The 23,778-nt window shown below is 40.1% G+C and carries 28 protein-coding genes, 1 tRNA gene and 2 pseudogenes; 24 read left to right on the top strand and 7 right to left on the bottom strand.

Annotated elements, in window-relative coordinates; genetic code table 11:
* The first annotated feature begins 1,056 nt into the window (after window positions 1-1,056).
* The 4 genes from ACFIK6_RS07880 (at window position 1,057) to ACFIK6_RS07865 (ending at window position 7,077) form a co-directional block, all read left to right on the top strand.
* Window positions 1,057-2,253: a multidrug effflux MFS transporter gene (locus tag ACFIK6_RS07880; protein ID WP_375642518.1), complete on the top strand. Its 1,197-nt coding sequence runs from the start codon at window positions 1,057-1,059 to the stop codon at window positions 2,251-2,253.
* A gap of 262 nt (window positions 2,254-2,515) precedes the next feature.
* The gene (locus ACFIK6_RS07875) at window positions 2,516-3,247 is read left to right on the top strand and encodes an alpha/beta fold hydrolase (RefSeq protein ID WP_375677525.1); all 732 of its coding nucleotides are present in this window, start codon (window positions 2,516-2,518) and stop codon (window positions 3,245-3,247) included.
* On the top strand, window positions 3,244-5,418 hold the full coding sequence (locus ACFIK6_RS07870) for an isocitrate/isopropylmalate family dehydrogenase (RefSeq protein WP_375677524.1): 2,175 nt from the start codon (window positions 3,244-3,246) through the stop codon (window positions 5,416-5,418). The genes ACFIK6_RS07875 and ACFIK6_RS07870 overlap by 4 nt, the downstream gene beginning before the upstream one ends.
* A gap of 852 nt (window positions 5,419-6,270) precedes the next feature.
* Complete coding sequence (locus ACFIK6_RS07865; RefSeq protein ID WP_375642521.1) at window positions 6,271-7,077, top strand: N-acetylmuramoyl-L-alanine amidase; 807 nt, start codon at window positions 6,271-6,273, stop codon at window positions 7,075-7,077.
* Window positions 7,078-8,377: 1,300 nt separating this feature from the next.
* On the opposite strand, the gene ACFIK6_RS07860 is transcribed toward ACFIK6_RS07865, so the two are convergent.
* Window positions 8,378-9,574 (bottom strand): porin, encoded by a 1,197-nt coding sequence (locus tag ACFIK6_RS07860; RefSeq protein WP_375642522.1) that lies wholly within the window; start codon window positions 9,572-9,574, stop codon window positions 8,378-8,380.
* Between the two features lie 313 nt (window positions 9,575-9,887).
* Between ACFIK6_RS07860 and ACFIK6_RS07855 the strand changes: the two genes are divergently transcribed.
* Window positions 9,888-9,978 (top strand) — tRNA-Ser (locus tag ACFIK6_RS07855).
* Window positions 9,979-10,242: 264 nt separating this feature from the next.
* On the opposite strand, the gene ACFIK6_RS07850 is transcribed toward ACFIK6_RS07855, so the two are convergent.
* From ACFIK6_RS07850 to lexA, 3 genes are all read right to left on the bottom strand, one after another.
* Window positions 10,243-11,169, bottom strand: coding sequence for a hypothetical protein (locus tag ACFIK6_RS07850; protein WP_375677523.1), 927 nt, complete (start codon window positions 11,167-11,169; stop codon window positions 10,243-10,245).
* Between the two features lie 133 nt (window positions 11,170-11,302).
* Window positions 11,303-12,508 carry a hypothetical protein gene (locus ACFIK6_RS07845; protein ID WP_375642524.1) on the bottom strand — a complete coding sequence of 402 codons (1,206 nt, stop codon included), beginning with the start codon at window positions 12,506-12,508 and terminating at the stop codon, window positions 11,303-11,305.
* On the bottom strand, window positions 12,472-13,119 hold the full coding sequence (lexA, locus tag ACFIK6_RS07840) for a transcriptional repressor LexA (protein WP_375642525.1): 648 nt from the start codon (window positions 13,117-13,119) through the stop codon (window positions 12,472-12,474). Before lexA ends, ACFIK6_RS07845 begins: the two co-directional genes overlap by 37 nt.
* A 488-nt stretch (window positions 13,120-13,607) precedes the next feature.
* On the opposite strand from lexA, the gene ACFIK6_RS07835 reads away from it, so the two are divergent.
* The 15 genes from ACFIK6_RS07835 to ACFIK6_RS07765 all read left to right on the top strand — a co-directional run bounded on the left by ACFIK6_RS07835 (window position 13,608) and on the right by ACFIK6_RS07765 (window position 18,914).
* On the top strand, window positions 13,608-13,883 hold the full coding sequence (locus tag ACFIK6_RS07835; RefSeq protein WP_375657231.1) for a DUF2924 domain-containing protein: 276 nt from the start codon (window positions 13,608-13,610) through the stop codon (window positions 13,881-13,883).
* Window positions 13,847-14,014: a DUF2924 domain-containing protein gene (locus tag ACFIK6_RS07830; protein WP_375657240.1), complete on the top strand. Its 168-nt coding sequence runs from the start codon at window positions 13,847-13,849 to the stop codon at window positions 14,012-14,014. The genes ACFIK6_RS07835 and ACFIK6_RS07830 overlap by 37 nt, the downstream gene beginning before the upstream one ends.
* Complete coding sequence (locus ACFIK6_RS07825) at window positions 14,011-14,283, top strand: hypothetical protein (protein WP_375657230.1); 273 nt, start codon at window positions 14,011-14,013, stop codon at window positions 14,281-14,283. Before ACFIK6_RS07830 ends, ACFIK6_RS07825 begins: the two co-directional genes overlap by 4 nt.
* A complete protein-coding gene (locus ACFIK6_RS07820) occupies window positions 14,255-14,512 on the top strand; it encodes a recombinase family protein (protein WP_375657229.1) in 258 nt (85 codons plus the stop codon). Before ACFIK6_RS07825 ends, ACFIK6_RS07820 begins: the two co-directional genes overlap by 29 nt.
* On the top strand, window positions 14,491-14,655 hold the full coding sequence (locus ACFIK6_RS07815; protein WP_375642528.1) for a hypothetical protein: 165 nt from the start codon (window positions 14,491-14,493) through the stop codon (window positions 14,653-14,655). Before ACFIK6_RS07820 ends, ACFIK6_RS07815 begins: the two co-directional genes overlap by 22 nt.
* Before the next feature lie 23 nt (window positions 14,656-14,678).
* The gene (locus ACFIK6_RS07810; RefSeq protein ID WP_375657239.1) at window positions 14,679-14,918 is read left to right on the top strand and encodes a recombinase family protein; all 240 of its coding nucleotides are present in this window, start codon (window positions 14,679-14,681) and stop codon (window positions 14,916-14,918) included.
* The gene (locus tag ACFIK6_RS07805) at window positions 14,890-15,114 is read left to right on the top strand and encodes a zinc ribbon domain-containing protein (RefSeq protein WP_375642529.1); all 225 of its coding nucleotides are present in this window, start codon (window positions 14,890-14,892) and stop codon (window positions 15,112-15,114) included. The genes ACFIK6_RS07810 and ACFIK6_RS07805 overlap by 29 nt, the downstream gene beginning before the upstream one ends.
* 31 nt (window positions 15,115-15,145) lie before the next feature.
* Window positions 15,146-15,367: a hypothetical protein gene (locus ACFIK6_RS07800; protein ID WP_375642530.1), complete on the top strand. Its 222-nt coding sequence runs from the start codon at window positions 15,146-15,148 to the stop codon at window positions 15,365-15,367.
* Window positions 15,352-15,684, top strand: coding sequence for a hypothetical protein (locus tag ACFIK6_RS07795; RefSeq protein WP_375642531.1), 333 nt, complete (start codon window positions 15,352-15,354; stop codon window positions 15,682-15,684). Before ACFIK6_RS07800 ends, ACFIK6_RS07795 begins: the two co-directional genes overlap by 16 nt.
* 268 nt (window positions 15,685-15,952) lie before the next feature.
* On the top strand, window positions 15,953-16,501 hold the full coding sequence (locus tag ACFIK6_RS07790) for a sigma-70 family RNA polymerase sigma factor (RefSeq protein WP_375642532.1): 549 nt from the start codon (window positions 15,953-15,955) through the stop codon (window positions 16,499-16,501).
* A gap of 194 nt (window positions 16,502-16,695) precedes the next feature.
* On the top strand, window positions 16,696-16,989 hold the full coding sequence (locus tag ACFIK6_RS07785; RefSeq protein WP_375642533.1) for a hypothetical protein: 294 nt from the start codon (window positions 16,696-16,698) through the stop codon (window positions 16,987-16,989).
* Window positions 16,986-17,453: an AAA family ATPase gene (locus tag ACFIK6_RS07780; RefSeq protein ID WP_375642534.1), complete on the top strand. Its 468-nt coding sequence runs from the start codon at window positions 16,986-16,988 to the stop codon at window positions 17,451-17,453. The genes ACFIK6_RS07785 and ACFIK6_RS07780 overlap by 4 nt, the downstream gene beginning before the upstream one ends.
* Window positions 17,454-17,681: 228 nt before the next feature.
* Window positions 17,682-17,882, top strand: a complete 201-nt coding sequence (locus tag ACFIK6_RS07775; protein ID WP_375657224.1) for a hypothetical protein — start codon at window positions 17,682-17,684, stop codon at window positions 17,880-17,882.
* 77 nt (window positions 17,883-17,959) lie between these two features.
* Window positions 17,960-18,457 carry a hypothetical protein gene (locus ACFIK6_RS07770; protein WP_375677522.1) on the top strand — a complete coding sequence of 166 codons (498 nt, stop codon included), beginning with the start codon at window positions 17,960-17,962 and terminating at the stop codon, window positions 18,455-18,457.
* Between the two features lie 13 nt (window positions 18,458-18,470).
* The gene (locus ACFIK6_RS07765) at window positions 18,471-18,914 is read left to right on the top strand and encodes a DEAD/DEAH box helicase (RefSeq protein WP_375642536.1); all 444 of its coding nucleotides are present in this window, start codon (window positions 18,471-18,473) and stop codon (window positions 18,912-18,914) included.
* 312 nt (window positions 18,915-19,226) lie between these two features.
* Here ACFIK6_RS07765 and ACFIK6_RS07760 read toward each other — a convergent pair whose 3' ends face one another.
* Entirely contained in the window at window positions 19,227-19,583 is a 357-nt protein-coding gene (locus tag ACFIK6_RS07760) for a hypothetical protein (RefSeq protein ID WP_375677521.1), read from the bottom strand.
* Window positions 19,584-19,701: 118 nt separating this feature from the next.
* A pseudogene (locus ACFIK6_RS07755) lies at window positions 19,702-20,107 on the bottom strand (hypothetical protein); the annotation flags it as partial.
* 89 nt (window positions 20,108-20,196) lie between these two features.
* Here ACFIK6_RS07755 and ACFIK6_RS07750 point away from each other — a divergent pair.
* The 4 genes and pseudogenes from ACFIK6_RS07750 to ACFIK6_RS07735 form a co-directional block, all read left to right on the top strand.
* A pseudogene (locus tag ACFIK6_RS07750) lies at window positions 20,197-22,545 on the top strand (hemagglutinin repeat-containing protein); the annotation flags it as partial.
* Window positions 22,542-22,943 carry a hypothetical protein gene (locus ACFIK6_RS07745; protein ID WP_375677520.1) on the top strand — a complete coding sequence of 134 codons (402 nt, stop codon included), beginning with the start codon at window positions 22,542-22,544 and terminating at the stop codon, window positions 22,941-22,943. The pseudogene ACFIK6_RS07750 and the gene ACFIK6_RS07745, both read left to right, overlap by 4 nt.
* A gap of 12 nt (window positions 22,944-22,955) precedes the next feature.
* Window positions 22,956-23,099 (top strand): hypothetical protein, encoded by a 144-nt coding sequence (locus tag ACFIK6_RS07740; protein ID WP_375677519.1) that lies wholly within the window; start codon window positions 22,956-22,958, stop codon window positions 23,097-23,099.
* Between the two features lie 21 nt (window positions 23,100-23,120).
* Window positions 23,121-23,480 carry a hypothetical protein gene (locus ACFIK6_RS07735; protein WP_375657355.1) on the top strand — a complete coding sequence of 120 codons (360 nt, stop codon included), beginning with the start codon at window positions 23,121-23,123 and terminating at the stop codon, window positions 23,478-23,480.
* Window positions 23,481-23,583: 103 nt separating this feature from the next.
* Here the strand turns inward: ACFIK6_RS07735 and ACFIK6_RS07730 are convergent.
* Window positions 23,584-23,778, bottom strand: a 195-nt coding sequence (locus tag ACFIK6_RS07730) for a helix-turn-helix transcriptional regulator (protein ID WP_375677518.1), incomplete at its 5' end; no start/stop codon positions are given.

The following is a 23,778-nucleotide window of genomic DNA, read 5'->3' as shown; positions in this document are numbered from 1 at the left end:
TTCCATGTTTTATCTCCTTGAATATGCTGGAGATACAATGTCTTTTTGCCAATTATGTTCCAAAAGGGATAAAGAGCCGCCAAAAAGGGATAGGAAAATACTTTAAACAAATGTTTGTTATGAGAAGTAAAATGGGGTTATACAATCCAAAATATCTTACTTATACCTGAAAAAGGCAGGCTATCCGTATGATATTATCATCGAATCTCTCATGTAAGAGAATAATTTAAAAAAATTGAATACTATCGTTTATTGGTTTCTAGCTTATAAAGTAAGGGGTATATCTGCTTATTTTTATAAAAGTGTTACTGTTCTTATGGGAAGAATATTTATAAAATGAGATTAGAAGGCGCATTTGAAGATAAAAATAACTATCAATAATGTTCAATGCAGAATATTATAAGAGATCATGGATTAAGTTAAAGAAAAAGCTTATTGAAGTGTTATGACATCATAGTTGTTAATATGTTACACGATAATTTTTTGCTATTTATTTTAGGTGAAGAGTTTCATGGAATGAGTAAGATATATTTAGTTGTGAGTTGGCTTGCAGAGAAGGCATTATATTTTATGGTATAGAGAATAGATCAAGATTTTTTACACAATTGATTTGTGTTAAGAGGGTCTTCTTCATAGCTCATTGTTGTGTTAGAAGTGGGCTTTGTATGGTCGCAATTTTGGAGTAGGGCCGTTAATAGACCGTTTTTCTTCCTTGAATTTTGTAGATTCATTTTACTTGATATTGTATAAAAATACCATTGTTGTCGCGGGGAGGGTATGTAATACCAGTGTATTTTACCTATGATATCTATGAAAAAGGCTGATGTGTGTTATAGCAAAGTGTTTGTACAGGAGAGCTTATTTAGGGGATAACTTTTTAGCTCATAAAATTTGTAAAACAAAATGCTGTCTATAAGAAAAGTAATATTTTTATAAAGTAAAATAATAAAACTTTTAATAACTATTATTTGCATATATAAGCATAAAATATAATTATATTTTTTTATATTTAACTAAATACTATTTAATAATTACCTAAAAAGTGTGATTTTCTTTATGATTCATAAATATAACTTGCTATTCATTGTACTTATCGTGTGTTTATCAACAGGAGGTTTGATTTCTACCGATATTTTTTTACCAGCACTGGGAGAGATGCGTCAATATTATCAAGTGACACAATCTCAAATTCAGAGTGCTGTGGCAGTTTTTTTGTTGGCATTAGCACTTGGACAGCTCATTTATGGGCCGCTGAGTGATAATTTTGGGCGTAAAAAAACACTTCTATTGGGCTTATTCTTGTGGTTGTTTACGACACTTGGTGTGATTTATACGGTTCATATTCACGCTTTTCTTGTGTTACGTTTTTTGCAAGGTCTTGGTGCTTGTGCGGGACTTGTCTTAAGTCGTGCAATTATCAATGATTTATTGGATAAAAAAGCGGCTGGAAAACTTTATTTGATTGTTTTCCCTTTTATTGGAATGTCACCAGCACTTGCACCTTTCATTGGTGGACTTTTGATACAAGCTTTTCATTGGCAGTCAACTTTTATCTTTTTAAGCTTTTTTATATTTTTGACCATTTTGCTGTGTTGTTTTGTGCTAACCGAAACTCTACCTCTTCAGAAGCGGCAGCATTTTTCTCCGGTAGGATTTATGAAGGCATATTTAGGTGTCCTCAGAAATAAACAATTTATTTTTTATGCACTTATTCCGTGTTTTTCTTACGCTGCCTATTTTGCTTATATTGTGGAGTCGCCTTTTTTACTCACGACTTTGGGGTTATCACCGATACACATTAGTTATAGCTATATTGGTGTCTCATTGCCCTATATTTTGGGAAATCTTTTGGCGCGATGGTTTTTTGAACGCGAGTCTATGGAAAAAACTGTGGGCAGAGGGTACATTATTTTTGTGATAGGTGGTGTGCTGTTTGCTTTGCAAATGTATCTAAGCCCATGGCCCCTTGTGACAAGTTTTATGGCTATTGCTGTTCTTACTTTTGGAAATGGTTTTTTATTGCCTTTAGGAACGGCGTTGGCTATTTCATCGCATCCGAAAGCTGCTGGAGCGGCTTCTGGTGTCATGGGATCTTTGCAATTAGGAAGTGCGGCACTAAGTGCAGCGGTTATCGGAAAGATATCTGGCCATAGCCCACGGGCTATGGCAACTTTGTTAGCTGTGTGTTGCGCGATTGGTTTTATCATTTATATTTGCAAAGCGCGTCATTTTATGACTTCAGAAATAAACTGAGTGAAATGATAAAAAGAAAGTATTATGCGGAAATGCTTTTGATGTTTTTTACGAATGGGGTACCTGTACATTAGATGAATTTTTTTTATTAAGTTTCTGGATTAAGTGGATTTAAAATTTGTTACAAGCTTAGGTTTGAGTTTAACAAATCGATTATTATGAGGGGAGAATATGAGCATAGAATTTCAACATATTTTCATTATATTGGGTAGGAAAAGTTCTGGCTCTAATGCATGTTTTAAATAAGGGGAGGAATTGATCAATGGGACTTCCTATTATTATTCTTTCTCCTGTAATGCCAATTTGGGATGGTGGTGTTTTTTGTTCTCCATTGACAAAGCGATGCTTATCAAAAGGATTTCCAGTCACTCTGCTGGATACCCTTTCTCTTTTTCCTAAGAGTTCTTATGTTCTCAATCATTCTGCTGTAGATATTTTATCTTTTATGGCAGAAAAACTTAAAAGCTATTTTAAAGAACCCGCAGTGCTTGTGGGATTTTCGATGGCTGGAACATTGGTACAAATATTGGCAGCACGGCTTCCCAATGTTCAAGCTGTACTTGCTGTGAATGCACCTGGCTATCCTGATAAGGTTTTGAAACGGCGCCTTGGAGATATTCTTGTTTACTTAGAAAATAATGATTTGTCTGGGGCTTTGGAAATACTCAATGGTTTTATGCATCCTTCTGGTATTCTGAAAAAAAGAGTTTTATTGGAGATTCCCGATAAACAAAAAAGCGTGGCAATTGAACGCATGACAAGAGGGTTTAAACTCTTATTAGAAATAGATGCTAGAGATGAAATAGTTAAGTATAAGGGGAAGTTTTTAGCTTTAGTGGGAGAAAAGTCGCAACTTGCAACGCTAGATAATCAGACGAAAAGTCATAATCTGAACCATGAATATAAGATTATCTCTGGTGCTGCTACGCGTTTGTGGGAGGATAATCCTACTATGACGAATGCAGTCATTGATGAGTGGATGGAGGGATTATGAAAAAGAAAGTTCTTGTGTTACCTGGTGATGGGATAGGACCAGAGGTTTGTAATGCTGCGCTGATGGTCTTAGAGCAATTTCAATTGCCGATTGAATTAACTTATGGCGATATTGGTTTTGAATGTTGGAAACAGGAAGGAGATTCTGTCCCTCAAGCGACTTGGCAAAAAATTGCTGAAAGTGATGCTGTTTTACTTGGGGCTGTGACCAGCAAAGGAAAAGAAGAGGCTTTAAAAGAACTTGCACCATATTTAAGGGAGAAAGGACTTTCTTATGTTTCTCCCGTGCTTCAACTTCGCCAAAAATTAGGGTTGTTTGCGAATATACGCCCTGTAAGATACATCTTTGGTCCGAGAAAACCTTTTCATTTTTGTGTTATCAGAGAAAATAGTGAAGGCCTTTATGCTGGATTGGATTTTCGGGGTATTTCTCCTGAAACAGCCGTTTGGCTAAAACATCCAAATTTAACAAAATATGGGCTAGAGGAAGCTGCGTGGACAGTTCGTTTGCAGACACGCTTTGGTTTAGAGCGGTTATTTGAATACGCTTTTTCTTATGCAAGCAAATATGGCTTTAGGCGGGTTACTTTCGCTGATAAGCCAAATGTTATGTGGGAAAGTGGTCAATTTTCTCGAGAAATTTTTGAGAAGATTGCGCAAAACTATCCGGAAATTGAAGCAGATATTCATAATGTTGACGCGGTTGCTTTGTGGATTGCAACAAAGCCAGAGCAGTTTGGTGTGATTGTTGCTGAAAATATGTTTGGCAATATTCTCTCTGACCTTAGCTCTGGGATAATGGGGGGATTGGGGCTTGCATCTCAAGCAAATGTGGGAAGTAAAATGGCTTATTTTGAACCTGTTCATGGAAGCGCACCACGTATTGCTGGACAAAATAAAGCAAATCCTTCTGCCATGCTTTATACCACGGCTTTACTCTTAGAGCATTTAGGCTTTAAAGATGCAGCAAAACAATTATCTGAGAGTGTTGATCAGGTTATTCGTGCTGGAAAAACTGTACCTTATGATCTTGGAGGGGGCGCCTCTACGCGTCAAATGGCTGAAGCTGTTCGCAATTCTCTTGTGAATTCTGTCTCTGTTTGTCGGGCGGCGATTATTACCGTTGGTGATGAACTCCTTTCAGGACAATATTTGAATACGAATTTACAAGATTTAAGCCAAAGCTTAAACAAGAGAAATATTCAAGTCACACGTCATTTTGTCTGTGCTGATCAATTACAGCAAATCAGTGAGACTGTTGTTTCTTGTCTTGGACAAGAAGATCTTATCATTATCAGCGGGGGATTGGGACCAACATCAGATGACATAACACGGGATGCGGTTTCTCAAGCTGTAAAGCAGCCTTTGGTACATCATGAAGATGTTTGGCAAACAATAAAAGGTCAATTACAACGATTAGGGATTTTGGTGGATAAGAGTAATGCGCGTCAAGCATTGTTTCCTAAGACAGCAATCGTGCTTGATAATCCTACAGGTACAGCACCGGGGTTTTATCTTTCTTGCGATGGAAGTACGCTTGTTGTTTTGCCTGGTCCGCCATCACAGGCTCTTGCGCTTTTAGAGAATTATTTAGAACATAATGAGAAGAAATATTCTTTTGTATCGCGTGCGGAGTATGCATGGACTTTGATTGGAATTGATGAAAGTACCATTGCGCAGTGGGTTGATGATCATTTTGAAAATGAACCCTTCGAACGGCATTTTTTATGGAAAAGCCCTTATGTTCTTGTACAGCTTGTTGGTCAATCAGAAGCGCCCTTGGAACAACATTTCGTGGAAGAATTTGAAAATCATTTTCACCCCTATTTGGTTGGTGCAGAAGTTACTACTGCTTCTAAACAATTAGCGATATATGCAGAAGTTCATTGGTTTTCTAGTGATCCGCGGCTTTTAAAATATTTTCAGCCCATAGAAAAAAGTGCACAAAATATTCCAAAGCTTGAGGTTGAAGTGAGCCTAGAGCCTTCGTTGGAGACATTAGAAAATCAAGAAGAAAGCCTTGGACATGCCACGATGATTATACGGATGAAAGGTTATGGTGATGATCGTGTAACTTTTCCCTATACGCGACCACTTTTAGGTGCTGTCTTACAAGAATATGCAGCTTGGTTGGTTTTAAAAAGAGTTTTGCAAACTGAGAAAAGCAAATGAACCTCTATGAAGACGTAAAAATATTGCTCCAATTATTGAACATTCTATATAAGAAGTATTTTGATCCTTTTCTTAAGTGGTTTTTATCTATAGCTTAAACTTTCTTTTGATGTGTAATTAAATGACTTTGATTGATTCAAGATTAAGAAAAATTTTACGATATTAGGCTCGCTACATTCAATATTTATAATGATTAATTATTATTATAAATCAAGATGTTATCTTTCATAGAGCTGATGACAAGGAATTGAGAGACTTCATGTGCCTCAAGCATTGTAAATAATTGAGATTCTTTGTAAATCAAAAAGCAATGTTGTGAAAAGACAAGAAGTCGTGTCATTTACAGGAAGGCTTTGCAAATTTTATTGAAAAACATATCTAGTTTATTGCGAATATATGCCATTCAGTTATCTGATAATAAATTATTGTAAAGAGTACATAAAATTTTTCCTTTAATTTTTTGTGTGATTGCACGATCCGTTGGGTATTCGCTTCCGAGAGGCGGTATTTTTCAATTTGATAACAGGAAGAACTATTTTTTCTGTAAGACGTGAAAATTTAAGGAGTGATCATTTTACGCTTTTGTTTTCCTTTCGATTGGTAATTTGTAGGAATGTGTTTGGGAAAATATTTAATGCGGCGTGTTTGTGAATGTGGTTAAAAATATTTTACACGTGTGTGGGAGAGAAATAAAAATGTGTCTTAATTGTTGATAAGAGTGTCAATGTTTTTGATGAACAAATTTTAGGCGTAATTCTTAGTATTTAGCAAGTTCATTGCATTTTTTAACAGTTCGTGTCCTATCTGTTGTGATGCGCAGTGGTCTTTTTTAGCAAAGAAGAAAGGGCTTTTATGTATCAGATTGATTACAACAGTTATCGTTCTGTCAAGAGTTTTAATCGTCGCGTTCGTTTTCTTGTCATGCATTATACGGCTCTTGATTTTAAAGCCTCGATTATGGCGCTTACAGGAGAAAAGGTTAGTGCACACTATCTTGTTCCTGATCCTTCAGAGCAGACATATCGTGAGGCAGGCTTTAAGGACATGCGTATTTTTAATCTGGTTGATGAAAATGAGCGTGCATGGCATGCGGGTGTGAGTTCATGGGCTGGGCATAGTCATCTCAATGATGCATCTATCGGGATTGAAATCGTTAATTTAGCGACTGGTCATTCTGAGTCTCCAGAAGAGACAGTTGATTTTATGGCTTATCATGATGAGGGGGGGATATTTCCTCCTTATAATCCAATACAAATTGATGCCGTTAAGGAACTTGCATTGAATATTCTTCAACGGTATCCCGATATTATGCCAACTGATGTTGTGGGACATAGTGATATTGCTATTGGAAGAAAAAGTGATCCAGGAGCAGCTTTCCCATGGAGAGAACTTTATAAGGCAGGTATAGGAGCATGGTATGATGATGAACTAAAAAGTCATTATCAAGAGCAATTCTCTAAGAATTTTCCGCCCAAAGAAGATGTTTTGGCGAAGCTAAAATGTTATGGATATGACATTTCTGCTGCATGTACCCAAACAGGATATAAAAATTTGATCCGCGCATTCCAACTTCATTTTCGTCAAGAAAATTATGATGGAATTCTAGATGTTGAAACAGTAGCAATTCTTTATGCATTGGTTGATAAATATTTTCCGTGAATTCAACGTGTTTTAATTGAAAATATGGTTATGATGACGTGTAAGCCTTTTTATTATCAAGAGAGGCTGCTTTTTGCCAATGGGCTTTATGTAAAAATGGCATTAATCGTGTAAAAAATCTCATGTACGGTATAAGGCGTTTTATGAAAAAATAACGCTATAGAATGTTTTATGATTTGCAGAGATTAAATTTTACTGTTTTGTTGTCTTATATTTTGCTTCCTTTAAAAACAAGTAAAGTCAAGATGTTGCGTGTATAATGGCATGTTCCTTACGCAAGATAAAACGCTTCAATCAAAATGAACTTGTATTGTATATTTACATGCTTGTTTTAAAGAAATGTCTTTTAGTGTGTATCTCAACACATATTTTACAGTGGCGTTTATAAAGAATATAATCTAAAATCCTCTATGAAGTGTATCCTCATTTTTATGCTTAATAAAAGTGCCTAGCACTGTCGTACACTTATCTCAATATTATTACAGCCCTTGGAACTTAAAACGATTCATAAAAGGGTTTTCTTTACGCGTTTTTATTCATACGGCTCTTTCCGCTTGTCGTGTACAAGTGAATGGTTTTGGTTGATTGAAACATGGAATAGCTCTGAAATGGGGAATCTTACGCTATTCTGGACTCTCATTCAGCATGTAAAACAACAAATTGTCATTATAAATCAATGTGATGCAGATTCAAGAAAAATAGGGTCGTTTATAGATTGCTACTGATAGGAGTCTCTATTCTTTAGATGGGGAAGAGGTTAATTCATTTTTTGAATATATATCTATTTTCTCTTTTACTGCTTTAGGGGATATTTGCATCATTTTGACAACATGTTTATTGATAATTAAGTTTTTTAATGCGAGGCAGTGTTGTAAAGTATTGTGTTTTAGGATGTTAATAGAAGACACATTCATGCATATCAAAAACACAATGATGTTTTGTTTTTTCAATATTTTATTTGTTCAGTGCAGAATTTATCTGAGAAGATCATGACCTCAATTAACAAAGGTTAGGTATAAATTACCAAGAAAGATTAATTTGGTAATAAAGCGAAGGGGTTTGCTTACACTTTAAAGGGCAAGCAAGAGATTGTTTGAATTGATGTGTAAGCACCAGGTATGCAGTGTTCTTATCAAGCACATCAGGTTAATTTTCTGAGAATGTTTTGGTGAAAGTCAGTAATTTTTTTTCAAAAAGACAAGAAAATAAGGATCAAGAAAGATGCTCATGATGTTTCATTTTAAAAATAAAACCTAGCAACATAAGTTGCTAGGTTTCAAAAGTTGTAGCTTAAATAGGATTAGAATGAACGCTGTAAACGGATCATACCTTGAAGAGCACTTTTTTTATTGAATAAATGCTTTTCATTATTATTTTGATCCTTCACAATGCGATCATCATTCCAATTAACATAGGTTAATTCAGGTGTAATCACAAATCCTGGAACCAATGTGTATGCAATATTTACAGAAGTTGCAAAGGTTTTTACAGCACTATAAGAAACTTGTGCATTCAAATTTGCTTTTGGCGTAAGCTTGTAAGTGGCACCTGCCCAAGCAGCCCATTTACCACCCCAGTTTGCATAGATCGTTGTGCTTTGTCGTGATAACTCATCATTTTCATTCACTGTGTAGTAATCAAGGCCATTTTTATAACCAGCCATTACCCATAGATTGAAACGATCGTTGATATTGAAATCTGCACGTACTTTTCCAGCCCACTTTTTGTAGTAAGTATCATATGCTGCAACCGCTGAAAAACCACCCCATTTTTGCATAAACTTTATACCCAAAACCACATTGGGTGTGTAATTTTTAATTGCTTTACTTGGAAGAGTATCCTTCATGATAGGAACAAGCTTATCATCTTTATCAATATAGTATCCGCTTATTCCAGGAAGAGCATCTGCATTATTGCCTAATTCAGCGCCGATAATAGCAGAAAAACCAGAGTCACCACTAAAGGTGTAGGAAATAAAATTGGTGCGTGTTGTACCCGCAGGCGCTATGCTGTCATCATTGAGAACATCTCCATAATCACCAGTCCAGCTGTTGAAAATTGTGTCATCAAGACCTACGCGAAAACCACCAAGTTCAATGTAAGCGGCTGCAAGCCTTGCAGCAGCGTTGTCTCTACCATCACCCCAGCTTGAGAAAATTCTTGCATATGAACGAAGTGTTCCCATTTCTGTTTCAGAAGCTGCTTGAAAAACAAGGGTGAGCCGTGATGCTGCGCCATAGGTTTTTCTTTTGTCTCTTAGTTCAGTTTCGGTTGTTGCATCGATATTATCACCGCCTATAAAATCAGTACGAACATTTCCTGATAAACGCATGCAGGTTTCTGTTCCAGGGATATAAAAATATCCTTTTCCGTAGGCATCACAAACGCGAACATATTCTACAGGTTCGGGTTCGGCGATAACTGTTGAAGCAGCATGTGCTCCAGAAATTGCTAAAAAAGCTGCTGTAGAGCTTAAAAAGAGGGATTTAATGTTCATATGGGATCTCCGAGGTCCGTTTAATCTTCTTGTAAAGAGTATTATTTACCTAACGCATTAAGGGCAAAGACATAAGTAAAATACGCGGCACTTATTATCTTAGCTATACTAATCTTTTTAGAGTTTCAAATATGAAATTACCTTTTTGTAATGTATACATGTACTATTCGAGATAATGTGGTAAAAAAGTCACAATTTTTGTTTTGTTAATTTTTTATCCCTATGGGCTCAATAGGAAAAAAAATTCAGATATTTGGGAAAAAAATCGAAAATGTCTTGAACTTTCTGTTGATACCATTTATGCCTCTCTGTTGGAGAGGTGGCCGAGTGGTCGAAGGCGCTCCCCTGCTAAGGGAGTAGGGCTCAAAAGGCTCTCGAGAGTTCGAATCTCTTCCTCTCCGCCATTGACACAAAATGAAATTGACACAAAATGAACTTGTCTATGCTCGAAATGGCATAACCTCAAAAGCCCAACATTTGCGGGCTTTTTTGCCATTTGCAATTGACTTACCCTCTATAAAGCTCTCCCCCATTTTTCTCTAATTTTTCTCCTATATATGCCCCTTTAAAGCGAAGTAGGGAGCTTTTAGTTATGGGAAATCAACTTTTAGTCATGGGAAATCAAGGGGTTGGCAATTGACCAGTTTGCACCAGTCTATGCCTAGCATTTACAACGTGTTTTCTGGAGCTCTGCAGGTAAAACGGCACGTATAACCTTTCTTCTTAACGAAAGGTATAGGATCCTCGCTCTGCCGGAAGGCTTTTTTAAGTTTCCTAATCAGTTCCTTCTTTTGTGTTTTGAGATTTTTGATATTGATATTATTGACGGCAACCTGATCGTTCCATCCTATAATGCCTTGTTTTTTAATAAAGCTTGTAAGCAATACCCACTGTAAATTTGGCTCGTTAGTTTTCTTATTCAGCATATGAAGGTCTGCTGGCTCATAGCGTTGGGTTTCATTACCACAGGTGACTATGATTACCTCTCTCTTATGGGCCTTTTGTGTACGCTCATCATTTAGAAGCTGTTCTTCTTGCCACTCAAAGATAAATTTATCCCATGAAGCACTTGATGGGCTAGAAAATTTCTTACATTCTATTTTAGGATCAGGGTCTTTGATATTTGCAAAAAATGAGTTAAAGCTCTGCAAAGTTTTTTCAGCGTCTAGCAAGCAATTCTCGCCTTGCAAATTTTGTAATCCAATCAAATCTGAGCCTTTGGCACGAATAGAATTAATTCTAGCTTGTCCGATGTTATCAATGGACGGCAGAAGCAAAATGGCTGATTCGTCAAGTCCAATCACATGGTTGATTATGCTTTCCAGATCTCCATCGTAAATGTCGATTCCAAAGAAAACTGGATAACGAATGGTGCCCCGAGGAATATAGTAGCCAACTCTTATACAACTTGAGGAGCCCTCAATAGTTTGCACATCTTGTTTGAAAATAGATATGTTTTTTGTGAGATTAGCAATCAGACTTGCTATTTTCTTCAAGTTTAGAGAAAATATCCGTCTGTCGTTATCTGAGATTTCTAATTCTGGACAATTCGATGAATCATCATTGCACACGGCCAGCAATTTTCCGTTAGGCATTTTACAAATACGCCTACCGCAACAATACCCACTTTCACAATGAAGGTTATCATCAAGAACTGTTGTGCGATCAAACAGCGATGTAATTATATCCGTTTCACCAAAATGCCTGACTAAAAATGCATAGTTATGTTCATGCCGAGGCAGATTCGCGAGCTTTTTCCACATATTGTGATGCCTCTTTTTTCGGATTTTTTGGAATAATTAATTGCTGATCATTGATCCAGTCTTCAATAATCAAGCTGTCTTCGTCTCTACCAAATGTTGCTTGGTTTCCGGAACGAATACCAACCTTACGCGGCGTATTATTACCTTCAAAACAGACACTAAACTTAGCGTAAATGATATTTGCCTTGCTTGTACTCTCAAGTCCATTTTTCCTTATTAATGTACCCAAAAGATTTCCAGATTTTCTAATCTCAATTTCACCGCCCCAATCATATTGTAATTCCACGAGCCTGACGTCTTCTATGCCATCTACAGAAGCAAAGTTATGAGCGCTGGTTTGGATTTCACGCAATTTATCGAGTGAAAAGACTTTCTTTTCTGCAAAATAAGATTCATTGCCAAATATGTGCTTCCCGATACAGCGCAGATATTCTGGCAGCTGACCTTTTTTCCCATCAGTCCTCACACTGATGTCGTCAGTGTTACAATTATAAATCAGCAGATCATGGCATTGTGGATTATAAAAAATGCTCTGCGTTTCGCCATCTTTCATCTTCAGCTCTCGCTTTAGAGGCTTTCCATACTTGATCACGATACTAACCCGATGACCTTGTGGAAACATATAAACCCGACAATTTCTGAGGCGGTTATTGCTGGCAAACCACTCATCGAGTTCAGACTGTAGTGCTGTGATGATATCTTCAGATACGACTGGAAAATCTCGCTTTTGTCCTTGATCTCCCCAGAAGAAGCTAAAACCTCTGTAATTTTTAACTAAAGCCTTTGCATACTCTGTGTGAAAAAGGTTTTCTTGGTTTAAAAAACAATAAAGCGCAATATCCGCAGGAGAACTGTTTGGCTGATAATTAATCGTAATATTTTGATTTTTAGCCGCCAGTAAAAGAGAGTCCATTGCATCCTGACTAGACATTTCTGTTATCAGCTGCAGTGCTTCCATTAACTCATTGGTTTCATCAGAATCCTGCACACTATCATTGGGGCAGATAAATGCTTTTGTGACCTCTTCAAAATTCAGCACTCCATTTTCAAGACTAATGTCATGCGCCTTAAAAAAATTTGGAAACTTTTTAAATAGTTGAATAAGAAGCCCAGCGTCCAATTCGCCTAAGCTGTCTATATTTGTGAATACCTTTGGATTATATCTCGACATCGCCAATCTTCTGTTTCGTCGTTACAGGGGGGGGGATTCAGTGTCAACACCCGAGCAGACGTGCCCGAGCAGACTTGTAAGTCCTTCCCAATTATTTTAAGTTCATCTTGTTGTCCTATGATGATGGGTTTTAGTTTCTGATTTTCAGGGTGCAGTTCAATATGCTCCCCTTCAATAGTTAGCCGCTTTACAGTGGCTTCTTCGCTGACCATAGCCCCAACAATATCGCTGTTTTTAGCAATTGGCTGTTGGTGCACAACAACGTAATCTCCCTTGAAAATGTCAGCATCAATCACACTGTCGCCTTGTACTTTGAGCGCAAAGTATTTCCCGTGCAGCACACTACTTGGCATCATGACCTGACCAATCCAGTTTTCAAGGGCAAGAATCGGTTGGCAAGCTGCTACCATCCCCAATAAAAAAACAGCCGTCAGATTGGTTTTATATGACGTTTGTGCGTGAAGGATTTCGATGAATCGCGCTTTTCGCGCCTGTCTGCGAATGTAGCCTTTATCTTCCAGTCTCTTGAGCCCTTCAAACACACTGGGTCCTTTCACACCCAATTCCACAGCAAACTCTTGTACTTCCGTGGGTGGATATCCCCATGGCACATCTCAAGCGTTCAACAGCCTGTAAAAACGCATTCTACGCGTTTGTCAGCTACTCCACAGCTTTCTTTCAATTTAAATAAAAGTCTAGCATAAATTAGGTTATTTTGATTCGCAAGCCTACTTTGATTCAATGCACAGCATTGACTGAACCGACAATTTTCAAGTCATTTCAGTAAGTAACTCCTTGAACGACTAAATTATTTTCAAGCAGGTCACCGATGTCTTCATTTTCCCCAAACCTTATCAATGAACGAGATCGCTGCAATGAAGTGGCTCGTTTACTGGCATTTGGCATCCTGCGTTGAAAGATGCGCTTTAACTGTCAGAAAGTAGCAACTCATCCCTCTAATTCATTAGACTTCAGAGTTTTTCCAAGCGTTCATGCCCATGACGAAGAACCAAAAAACCAAGGAGAAACAGATGAATAAAACACTTCTGGCGCGTGTCGCTGCACTCCAAAACATGCCGTTATCTGACCTAAAAGCATTGTGGCGAGATGTGTATCAGGACGAGCTACTCGGTTTGGTCATAAGAGCCATATTGTCCGCAGGTTGGCCTATCGCCTGCAAGAGCTTGCTTACGGCGTTGATCTGCAGATCGAGAACCGGATCGAGCAGCAGGCCAATGACCTACTTGGATCAGGCACAAGTAGCAAGCCGAAGCGCAAGATACAATATCGGCGGCCTATCCCCAGCACCAAATTGGTGCGGGAATATAAAGGCATTGAATATATAAAGGCATCGAATATCAGGTCACCATTTTAGAAGAAGGTTATGAATATGCAGGCTGCCTATACAAAAGCCTGTCCAAAGTTGTGCTGTCCATAACAGGCAGCAGCTGGTCAGGATCTGCTTTCTTCGGATTGAACAACAAAGCACAAGAAAGCAAACATTGAGCAAAACTACACTAAAAAACGCTGCGCGATTTATACGCGTAAATCAACCGAAGAAGGCTTGGATATGGAGTTCAGCAGCTTTGATTCCCAACGGCGAGGCTTGTGAATCCTACATTGCCTCACAAAAGCATGAAGACTGGTTTCAGCTTCCTGATAACGATGATGAGGGCGGATTTACAGGCGGCAATATGGATCGCCCGGACTTAAAGCGCCTGATGGATGACATCAAAAGTGGCTTGATTGATACGGTCGTTGTTGTACAAGGTTGACCGCTTATCCCACTCCTTGGCTGATTTTGCCAAGTTGATTGAGCTGTTTGAAGAACACAAAGTGTCTTTTGTTTTTGTTACCCAGCAATTCAACACCACCACATCGATGGGCCGATTGACACTGAACATTTTGCCTAGTTTGAACGTGAAGTTATCGGCGAACGTATCTGCCATAAATTGGCGGTATCCAAACGCAAAGGCATGTGAATGGGCGGTGTTACGCCTATGAGCTATGTGGTGAAAAACCGCAAGCTCGTAATTGAACCAGATGAGGCTGAGGGCATCGGTAAAATATTTGATCTGTTTTTGATGACCAAATCCCCCATAGAAATGGCAAAGATGCTGCCGCGCATGGGAGTTCTCAGTAAGTAGTGTACGACTAAAACGGACGCGTTATCGGTGACAAGGCACTGGATAAAGGCGTTCTCTATAAAATTCTTCAGAGCCCCATCTATATCGGCAAGATCAAACATAAGGACCAGATCTACGAAGGCCGCCATCCAGCTATCATTGATATGGATACATGGAATAAAGTTCGCGCCACCCGTGAAAGAGAACACCATCAAACGAGGCACAATCACGTGGAAGAAAACCAAGGCCATTTTGATGGGACTTTTGAAGTGCAGCGAATGTGAATGTGGATTGGTAGCAAACCATACCCGTAAAAAAGGTGGCAGGCTTTATCACTATTACACCTGTGAACACTACAGCAAAGTTCGTAACGTCAGCGCAAACGAAATGGAATCTTTGATTTTGAACCAGCTTCAAGCTGTTTTTTCCTCGCCGGAGATGATCATGGAAACATGGCGAGAAGCCAAAAAAAGAGGATGAGTCCATTACGGAGCATGAGGTTTATAGCAATTTGAATGACATCGTTCCGATCTGGAAAGAGCTTTATCCAGCTGAAAAGCAGCGCATCTTTGAGCTGATGATTGAAAAAGTCGTTGTGAATTATGGGTTGGTCGACATTTGGATCATGGCTGCATGCATGGAGAGTTTGGCGCGAGAATTGGATGAGCAAGACAAGCGATTGCAAGGCATTTCAACCAAGAAACTGGAGGAGCAAGCATGGATAAATGCGTAAAAATGATGGCGAACAATACGATTTCAATACGGGTGCTGATGCGGATCGAGAAATACGGTGGTAAAAAATGTTCATTTTTCCCCGAATTCTATCAAAAGACCCCGCCTCAAAAAGCCTCTAAACTGGATGAGACTCTCACGACAGCCAAAGCCTATTACTGGCAAAACTTGCTTGATACGGGACGCTACAAATCAATTGTTGACATGTCGCGCCAACGCAAAATCAACACCTCCTATATGTCACGGATATTGCGCCTGAATCAGCTTGCTCCGCAGATTAAAAGAGCCATATTGGATGGAACGCAGCTACGTCAATAGAGCTTGCAAGATATGCAAACATCATTTCCAGATATTTAGGGCGAGCAATTGAAGTATTTTGGATTTGCCTAATCTCGCCTCGGTGAAATTTCACCGAACACCTTGAAATTTTTTTCAAAAAAATTTGCCTCCACCAAAGCCCTGCATGTCGGGGCTTTTTTTGTTTTTGTATCTCTTTAAACGGCCCATTTCACCCGCCTTCAGTGAGTTTTCGCCAGTCCCAGTTGACCCGCCCTTGTGGCGGCTAACTGCAATTGGAGACAAAACCATGAGCAAAAACAACTATGAAGGCATTCATTCTTATGTCGTAAACCAAGTCCGTTATCACGCACGCAGCCTGATGCGGCATTCAGCCATTCATGGCGTAGAAGTCGAGGACCTCGAGCAAGAGCTCATGCTGGATTATATATCCCGAAAGAAGGCTTATGATCCCGAAAAAGCAAAATGGTCGACCTTTGTTGACCGCATCCTCAACCACAAATGTGCCAGCCTGATTGAAGCAGCCCGCGCACAAAAACGTGGCTCTCGTATCAGTAACTTTTCACTCGATGCATGGCTTGAGGATAAGGACGGCGAAGATAATGCTTTGCCTGACCCTACAACTGAAGACCTGACCAGCCGCGATCTTCAAATCGACCTTGAACAGGCTGTTCAGCAGATGCCGTCGCATCTGGTGTTGCTGCTGATTGATCTGCGGACGCTCAGCATCAGTGAAATCTCCCGAAAAACAAAAACCCCACGTTCAACCCTCTACGGGACGCTGTCCGAATTGCGCGGATCGCTGAAGGAACGTGGCTTTGCGGAATATCTGCACTGAGCTTCCGACAGTTTTTGATCCATTTCGGTAAGTAACTCCTTGAAGGCAAGAAAATATGCCGGGTTCTCGCGGAAATAGAAGACCCCAACAGGAAATACCGCGACCGCTTTGCTCTTTGGGCGGCGTCAGAACCCAGCAGCCGGAGACGACATGACCAAAGAGCAATTTTTAACCCACGAAATCAAGGAGGTTTCATGTTTAAATCATTGTTACAAAAACTGATTAAATTCAGCTACTACGCCAAACATGTTCCGGCATTTATTCAAATTCTGGCGCTTGGTGCTATTCCCGAAAATACCATCAAACCGATCCATGAGGCAACTCTGGATGATATTGCGTTTGCCATACAGGTTTTGGATAAAGAACAAAGCGCCATTTATAAGCGCCTGTCTGCCATCTGTGAGCTTTACACAGAAGCGCGTGCTAAAGGTGCATTAGGCGCTGAAAACATTGTGGATGCACTCTCCCGCAAAGGAGGTGCCCAATGAGCCTTCCTATCATCTCAGCCGATGAACGTTTGAAAGAAACCAAAGGCATCAAAGGGTGCATCTTCGGTAAAAGCGGTATCGGCAAAACATCACTGCTCTGGACGCTTCCCGCTGAAAAGACGCTGTTCTTTGATCTTGAGGCTGGCTATCTGTCCATCAAAGGCTGGCAAGGCGACACCATTCGTCCGCGCACATGGCAGGTCTGCCGCAATATTGCGGCTTTTATTGGTGGTCCGAACCCTGTCTTGCGTGATGATCAGCCATATAGCCAAGCCCATTATGATGCCGTCACTACCAAATATGGTGATGCCGGAGCACTTGATAGATACGACACGATCTTCGACAGCATCACGATTGCGGACGTATGTGTTTTAACTGGTGCAAGGGCTAGCCGCAGGCATTTTCTGACAAAAATGGAAAGCCTGGTACTCGTGGTGCCTACGGCCTACATGGTCAGGAAATGATCGCGTGGCTCACGCATCTGTAGCGCACACGCGGCAAGAATATCTGGTTTGTCGGCATTTTGGACGAAAAGATCGACGATTTTAATCGCCGTTTCTTCCAGCCAAAAATTGAAGGCAGCAAAACCGCATTAGAGCTACCCAGTATTGTCGATCAGATCATCACTATGACTGAGATGATAAGCCCCGAAGGCAAGTCATTTTGAGCCTTTATCAGCCACACCATCAGTGATGCCGGATACTCCGCCAAGGATCCGCTTTGGTCGTCTTGATCTGATGGAAGAGCCTCATCTTGGCCTCCTCATGCAAAAGATTGTGGGCAAAACTAAGCCTGCTGCCGAACGCCTCATGTTCTCAATTGAACAGGACGCGTTTGCCAGCAGCACCCCTGATTCCCAACAAAACAACGAAACACAAGGAGGACAAGAATGAGTTGAAACGATTTTAATAGTGCAGATGATCAAAGCGGATTTGATGTCATCCCCAAAGGAACGCTGGCTAAGGTTCTTATGACCATTAAGCCCAGCGGCTATGATGATGCGTCGGGTGGCTGGGCGACACGCAGTAACACCACAGGCGCAGTGTATTTGAACTGTGAGTTTGTGGTGTTGGAAGGCAAATATGCCCGCCACAAAATTTGGAGCTTGATTGGGCTTTATAGTTCTAAAGGACCGGATTGGGCCAATATTGGTTGCACGTTTATCAAAGGGATTATGAACGCGTCTCGCGGCGTGTCCAACAAGGACAATTCTCCAGCTGCTCAGAATGCCCGCTGTATCAACGGCCTTGGTGATCTGGATGGTGTCAAGTTTGCAGCCCGCATCGATATAGAGAAAGACCATAACGGTGACGACAAGAACGTCATCAAACTGTCCATCACACCGGATCATAAGGAGTATGCTTCCCTGATGGGGGCTGTATCCGGCGCAGCTTTTGCGGCTCAATACAATAAAGATCGGTCTGCATCTGCAAGTTCTGCCAGCAACCTGCTGTTATGGGCACAATGATTAAGAGAGCGGCATGTTACTCAGACCAAGACAAAAGGAGCTCGTCTCCAAGACAGTTGATGCGCTCTATACCCACGGCAATACGCTTGCAGTTGCGCCAACAGGTGCAGGCAAGACGATCATGCTTTCAGCAGTGCTGGGACACATGTTTGAACGCGATATTAAACGCGCCTGTGTGCTTGCTCACTGTGATGAGCTGACCTTTCAAAATGAGGGCAAGTTCAAACGGGTTAATTCAGCGCTTTCCACCAGTATTTTCAATGCGAATGAGAAAAGCTGGGATGGCCAAGTGGCCTCTGCCATAGTGCAACCCCTATCGCGGGAGAGCAATTTGCCATCATTACCGCTGCTTGATGCATTGGTGATTGATGAATCCCACCATGCCTTGGCCTATAGCTATATGCGGGTCATTGAGCATGCACAGCGTTTCAATCCGAACAATTGGAATGCATTTTAGATATGCACAAGGATCAGAATATAGCGTCAATATGAAAGATTTATCTGAGGTTGGTGGTGTCATGTCAAATCCTGTGCACACAAACGGTCTGAATTCGTATGAGAATGCAAAGTATTGCGATTTTTTAAGTTCCATTTGCACGACATTATCTTCACTCAAAAAAGCTTCTACTTTGTCTTTAGAAATTATGGCATCTACATAGGGCTCGCCATTATCTCCAGAGATAGTGATACAAAGTTTACTTGGATTGTAGGTATTTCTCACAACTAACTGCAAACACAAAGTAGGGTTAATTTCATATTCATACATAATTTATTGCTTCTCGTCCGTTGTGATAATACTGCTTTCACTAACCTCTAAAGCTCTGTAAACTATTGCGTTACCATACACTTCTGCATTACAATAAACACTTGCATTTTCATAAATATTTGCAAAATAACAAAATTTTGAGTTATCAAATACCTTGGCATTGTTGTAAATTTTTGCATCGCCAAAAAATATGGCATCATGCCAAATCCAACAGTTGCCCTCACGACTTAAGTTGTATTCATTTTCTATAAAGCCGCCTAAATCACCTGCTTTAACCTTACCAAAGATATAACCAAAATCTTTTAAAGCACGAAAGCGGCGGAGCGTTTTGCCATCAATTTCGGTTGTTTCATCAGTCATTTCGTATTTCTTTTTTATGATTTTACTCCTTTAAGTTAGACTCTGCCTTTGTTGTTCTTTGCAAAAGAACGGCATTGCATTGTGTGGTCAATTTTTTGAAAAGGGGGCCGTCTTTTAAAAAACGCTCTGTATAGTGAGGGTAGTTTGGAATGACATCCCAAAGAGTTAAACGGTTTTGCTGTTCAGATGTCCCGTATGTTTCATCTTCATATCGCTGCTGTTCGATTTCTTCTAAAAAAAACGTATGCCGAACTATGCTTAATAAAATCGTGAGGTATGTTTTCATTTAAGTACTGCTCTTCACATTCTTTAAGATAGAATTCGGCAATAACTTCAGAGATATTTTCACACTGGTTTGTTTTAGGTTCGATACGCAAGATTTGAACAGCATTATCGGCTTGGTCGATAAATTTGATAATGTCCTTTTCTTCGAAGAAAGTTCCATATTTAGCGAGATTTTGCACGTCATTTTTGCACATCACTAAGAGAATTTCATCAGATTTTATAAACACTGGTTTATTCACAACAGCCTCCATTATCAAAATATTTAAACACACTTTGAAAAAAACGCCTTGATATAGGTTTTTTATTTAAGGTATGGAGACGAATATATGTAAATATGCAAGCAGCCAATGTTTCGGCGGATCGTGATGTCAACATTGATGCTGGCAATAATATCACCCTATCAGAAAGCTATGATACCTCTAACGCAAAAGAAAAGCATGAAAAGTCTTTTGCTGGTGTGACAGGCTCTGTCAATGTGGGCATTCTTGGTGCCGTACAAGATGTAAGGGATGCAGCCAAACGTTTTGGTCATGGGGATACAAAACACAAAATCGGCAATGGTCTTATTGCTGGTCTAAAAGGCTATGATCTCTATAGCAAAGGCAAAGGTCTTTATAATGGGATGAAAGGTGGAAATAAACAGTCTATTCGTGATATTGCTGATGTTTCTGCCAGCGTAACCGTGGGCTTTAAGACAGAGAAGGCAGAAGCCTCTGTTCAGACCTCTACTGCGGTAACAGGTACAATAGAAGGCGGACGCGCTGTTAATATGCAAGCCCACAAAGGCAGCATTCATGGTGTTGGCGCTGATATTATTGCTGGTACTAATCCAATCTATGTGCTGGAAAATGATGCACAGAGCGGAAAGATCACTATGGAAGCAGGTGAAGATATCACCTTTGAAAGTGCGCAAAACACGCAAAGCACACAAAACCATAACCAAAGCGCTTCGATGAATGTTGGGTATAGTTATGGTACCAGTGGTACAGGGTGGATGGGGAATGCTTCTTTTGGTAAAGGTAAGGGTTCCAGTGAGGAAGTTCAACACAAAAACAGCCATATTATAGGCACCGGCACTGTTCATACCACGAGTGGGGCAAACACCACATTGGCAGGTGCCGTGGTTTCTGGAAATCAAGTAGAAATGGAAGTAGGGGGTGATTTCGCCATTACCAGCCGCAGTGATACTGGACAAAGTTCTAGCAAGCAAAACTCTTTTTCCATTGGTTATAATAGCCGAGAAAAGGAGGGTACAGCCACAACCAATATTTCCTTGAACAAGGATAAATCCTCCAGCGATTATCATAGTGTTGTGGAACAATCAGGCATCAAAGCGGGTGATGGCGGCTTTAAGATCAACGTTAAAGATAAAACGACCCTAACCGGAGGCATCATTGCCAGCACAGCCTCGGCGAACAAAAACAGCCTAACCACAGGAAGCATCAGCACCAGTGATATCAGCAACAGTGCGCATGCTAAAGCTAGCAGCCAAGGTTTAAGCATTTCTGCGGGTGGTCCCATGTATCAGGGCAAATATGGTGTCGGGAAAAACATTGCTAAAAATCTCTTAGATCATTCAAAAGCTAAAGATTCAGAGGAAGGATACACCAAATCTGCCATTAGCGATGGCACCATCGTCATTACTGATGAAGCAGGGCAGAAGGCATTGACAGGACAAGACGTGGAACAAGCCATAGCCTCCCTTAATCGTGATACTGCCACTGCCCATAAGGGTGTACAACAGCTCGATGTAGGCAAGTTGGAACAAATCGTCCATGAAAACCGTGAAATGGCAACCCAACTCTTAGAAGAAGGTTTTAAATACAGCGATGATTCCTATAAAACCATGTTTATCAAAGAGCACCCCATCGCCGTGGTCGACCGTGATGAAAAGGGTAATATACTCTATGAAATAGATGCAAATGGGGAGCCTATAGAAGACGCTCGTGGACAACCTATCCCTAAGTTTCATTATTTAACGGATGAAGAAAAGCAGCATTTACAAGAGGGTGCTGATGGCAAGGTGCATGTGTCCTTTAATGGCATCTTTACTCCACCAGAGGAAGCCGCTGTTTATGCAGAGCAACATGCGAAGGATAAAAATAATCCGCTTTATTTTGTTGTGTTCCCCCAAGCGGATTCTGCTATCTCAGAACTTTTGGTCGCGGGCTATCAGAAGTTTATGGAAAATAACTTTTGGGGTTTGACCAATTCAACACAAGAAGCAAAAGATTTGGTGTATAGCCATGGTATTACAGGGTTGGAACTTTATGGACATAGCCGTGGTACCATGACATTGGGGAATATGCTGTATTCTTTCAAACAAGAAGGTGTGCACGGGATAGCTAACGAAAACACGAATATCAATTTCTATGGACCAGCCTTTAATGCTTTAGTTGCATCCGGTCTGTTAGGTTATGTGAGTGATGGCAAACAAACCACTATTGGTTTTGATGGGAATAGATATGACTTTGTAAGCAGAATTATTGGCGGTAATGGCTATACCTACGAGACAATACCTGCTGGTAGTAACGTTTTGACAGAATGGTGGAGAGTGACCATGAATCCCATAAGTTCCCATACTTGTCTTGGAGATGCGGGCAATAAGTGTAGATATAATTATGGCACATCTCATCGTGAACAAGTTCCTTCAAGTAAATCATGGAGTAAAAAATGAAACAAACCTTAAAATTATTAAGTGCTGTAACTCTATTCAGTATCGCTGGATGTCAGTTTAATAAGCCTCCTTCAGGATACTTGACTGCTTGGGAGAAGCCAGGAGCAGATAGGCTGGAGGTAAAAAAAGCATTGTTAGAATGTGGTATGCCAGCTCCTTATGATGTATTTCCAGAAAGTAGAAAGCTCAGTAATAATGCAATAGCAACAATTCATGCTTGCATGGTTCAATCAGGATTCCGCTATGAAGAAAGGGGGGGGGGATGGTGTGTAAATCATAAAGCGGAAAACCTTCCCATTTGTCAGCCTGGTGCTGTCATCCCGAGGCGCAGTGTCAAGAAGCGCTTAAACAGCCCTTTTTGTAAAAAGCATCCAGAACAATATGAATGCTATCCTTAAGTCTTGTTTGTGATGACCAACAATCCGCCCTCCGTTCCTTTGCTTGGAATGGCGCGATTGTTTTCTCAATTCGTCATCTCAACATTGTTCACCATTGTTTTAAACAGTCGTGACAGAAAATATCAACAAGCTTCCGAGCTGTTTTATCGTAAATAAATCCATTGAAAGAGGGGAAAAATGAAGAAAATCTTAAAAATATTGAGTTGCATAGCTCTGTTAAGTATCACTGGATGTGTTAACTCAATTCCCTCACTTTCTCCAGCATTATGGAGAAATAAAATACTTTTAGAATGTGGAGTACCGGACCTTAATAAGGTTGTGGCGCTAGATTTGAATCAATTTGCCAGTATTGAAATGTGTATGGCGCAATCAGGTTTTCGCCCTAGCTTTACAATACAAGAATGGTGTGAAAACCATAAATCGGACAATCTTCCCATATGTCGTCCTGGTGCTGTCATGCCTCAGCGAAGTGTTGAGAGACGCTTAAATAGCCCTTATTGTAAAAAACATTCAGAACAACTTGAATGCCAGCCTTAAGTCTTGCTTCAGCAGAGAAAGCCTTGAATTTACACCAAATAAAGCACCAGGTTGATGAGCTTGAGAAAGCCTTGTCCCGTCCTTACGTGACAAGGTTTTCTTTTTATGCCGCGTCGTTATAACGTTGCTGTTTTGCTTGCTCGATGACATTGATAAGATCTGATTGTAACCAACGCGATAAAAAACCAAATTTTAAAGGTTTTGGCAAAGATCCATTGGTTACATGACGGCGGAATGTTGAGACACTCATATGAAGCAATTTTGCACTTTCACGGTCTGTTAAAAGAATATCATTTTC

The sequence above is a fragment of the Bartonella sp. AS69XJJH genome (genome assembly GCF_042195585.1).
GTDB lineage: Bacteria > Pseudomonadota > Alphaproteobacteria > Rhizobiales > Rhizobiaceae > Bartonella.
The sequence above is the reverse complement of the archived record's forward strand: the minus strand, read 5'-3'. Positions and strand labels throughout refer to the sequence as shown.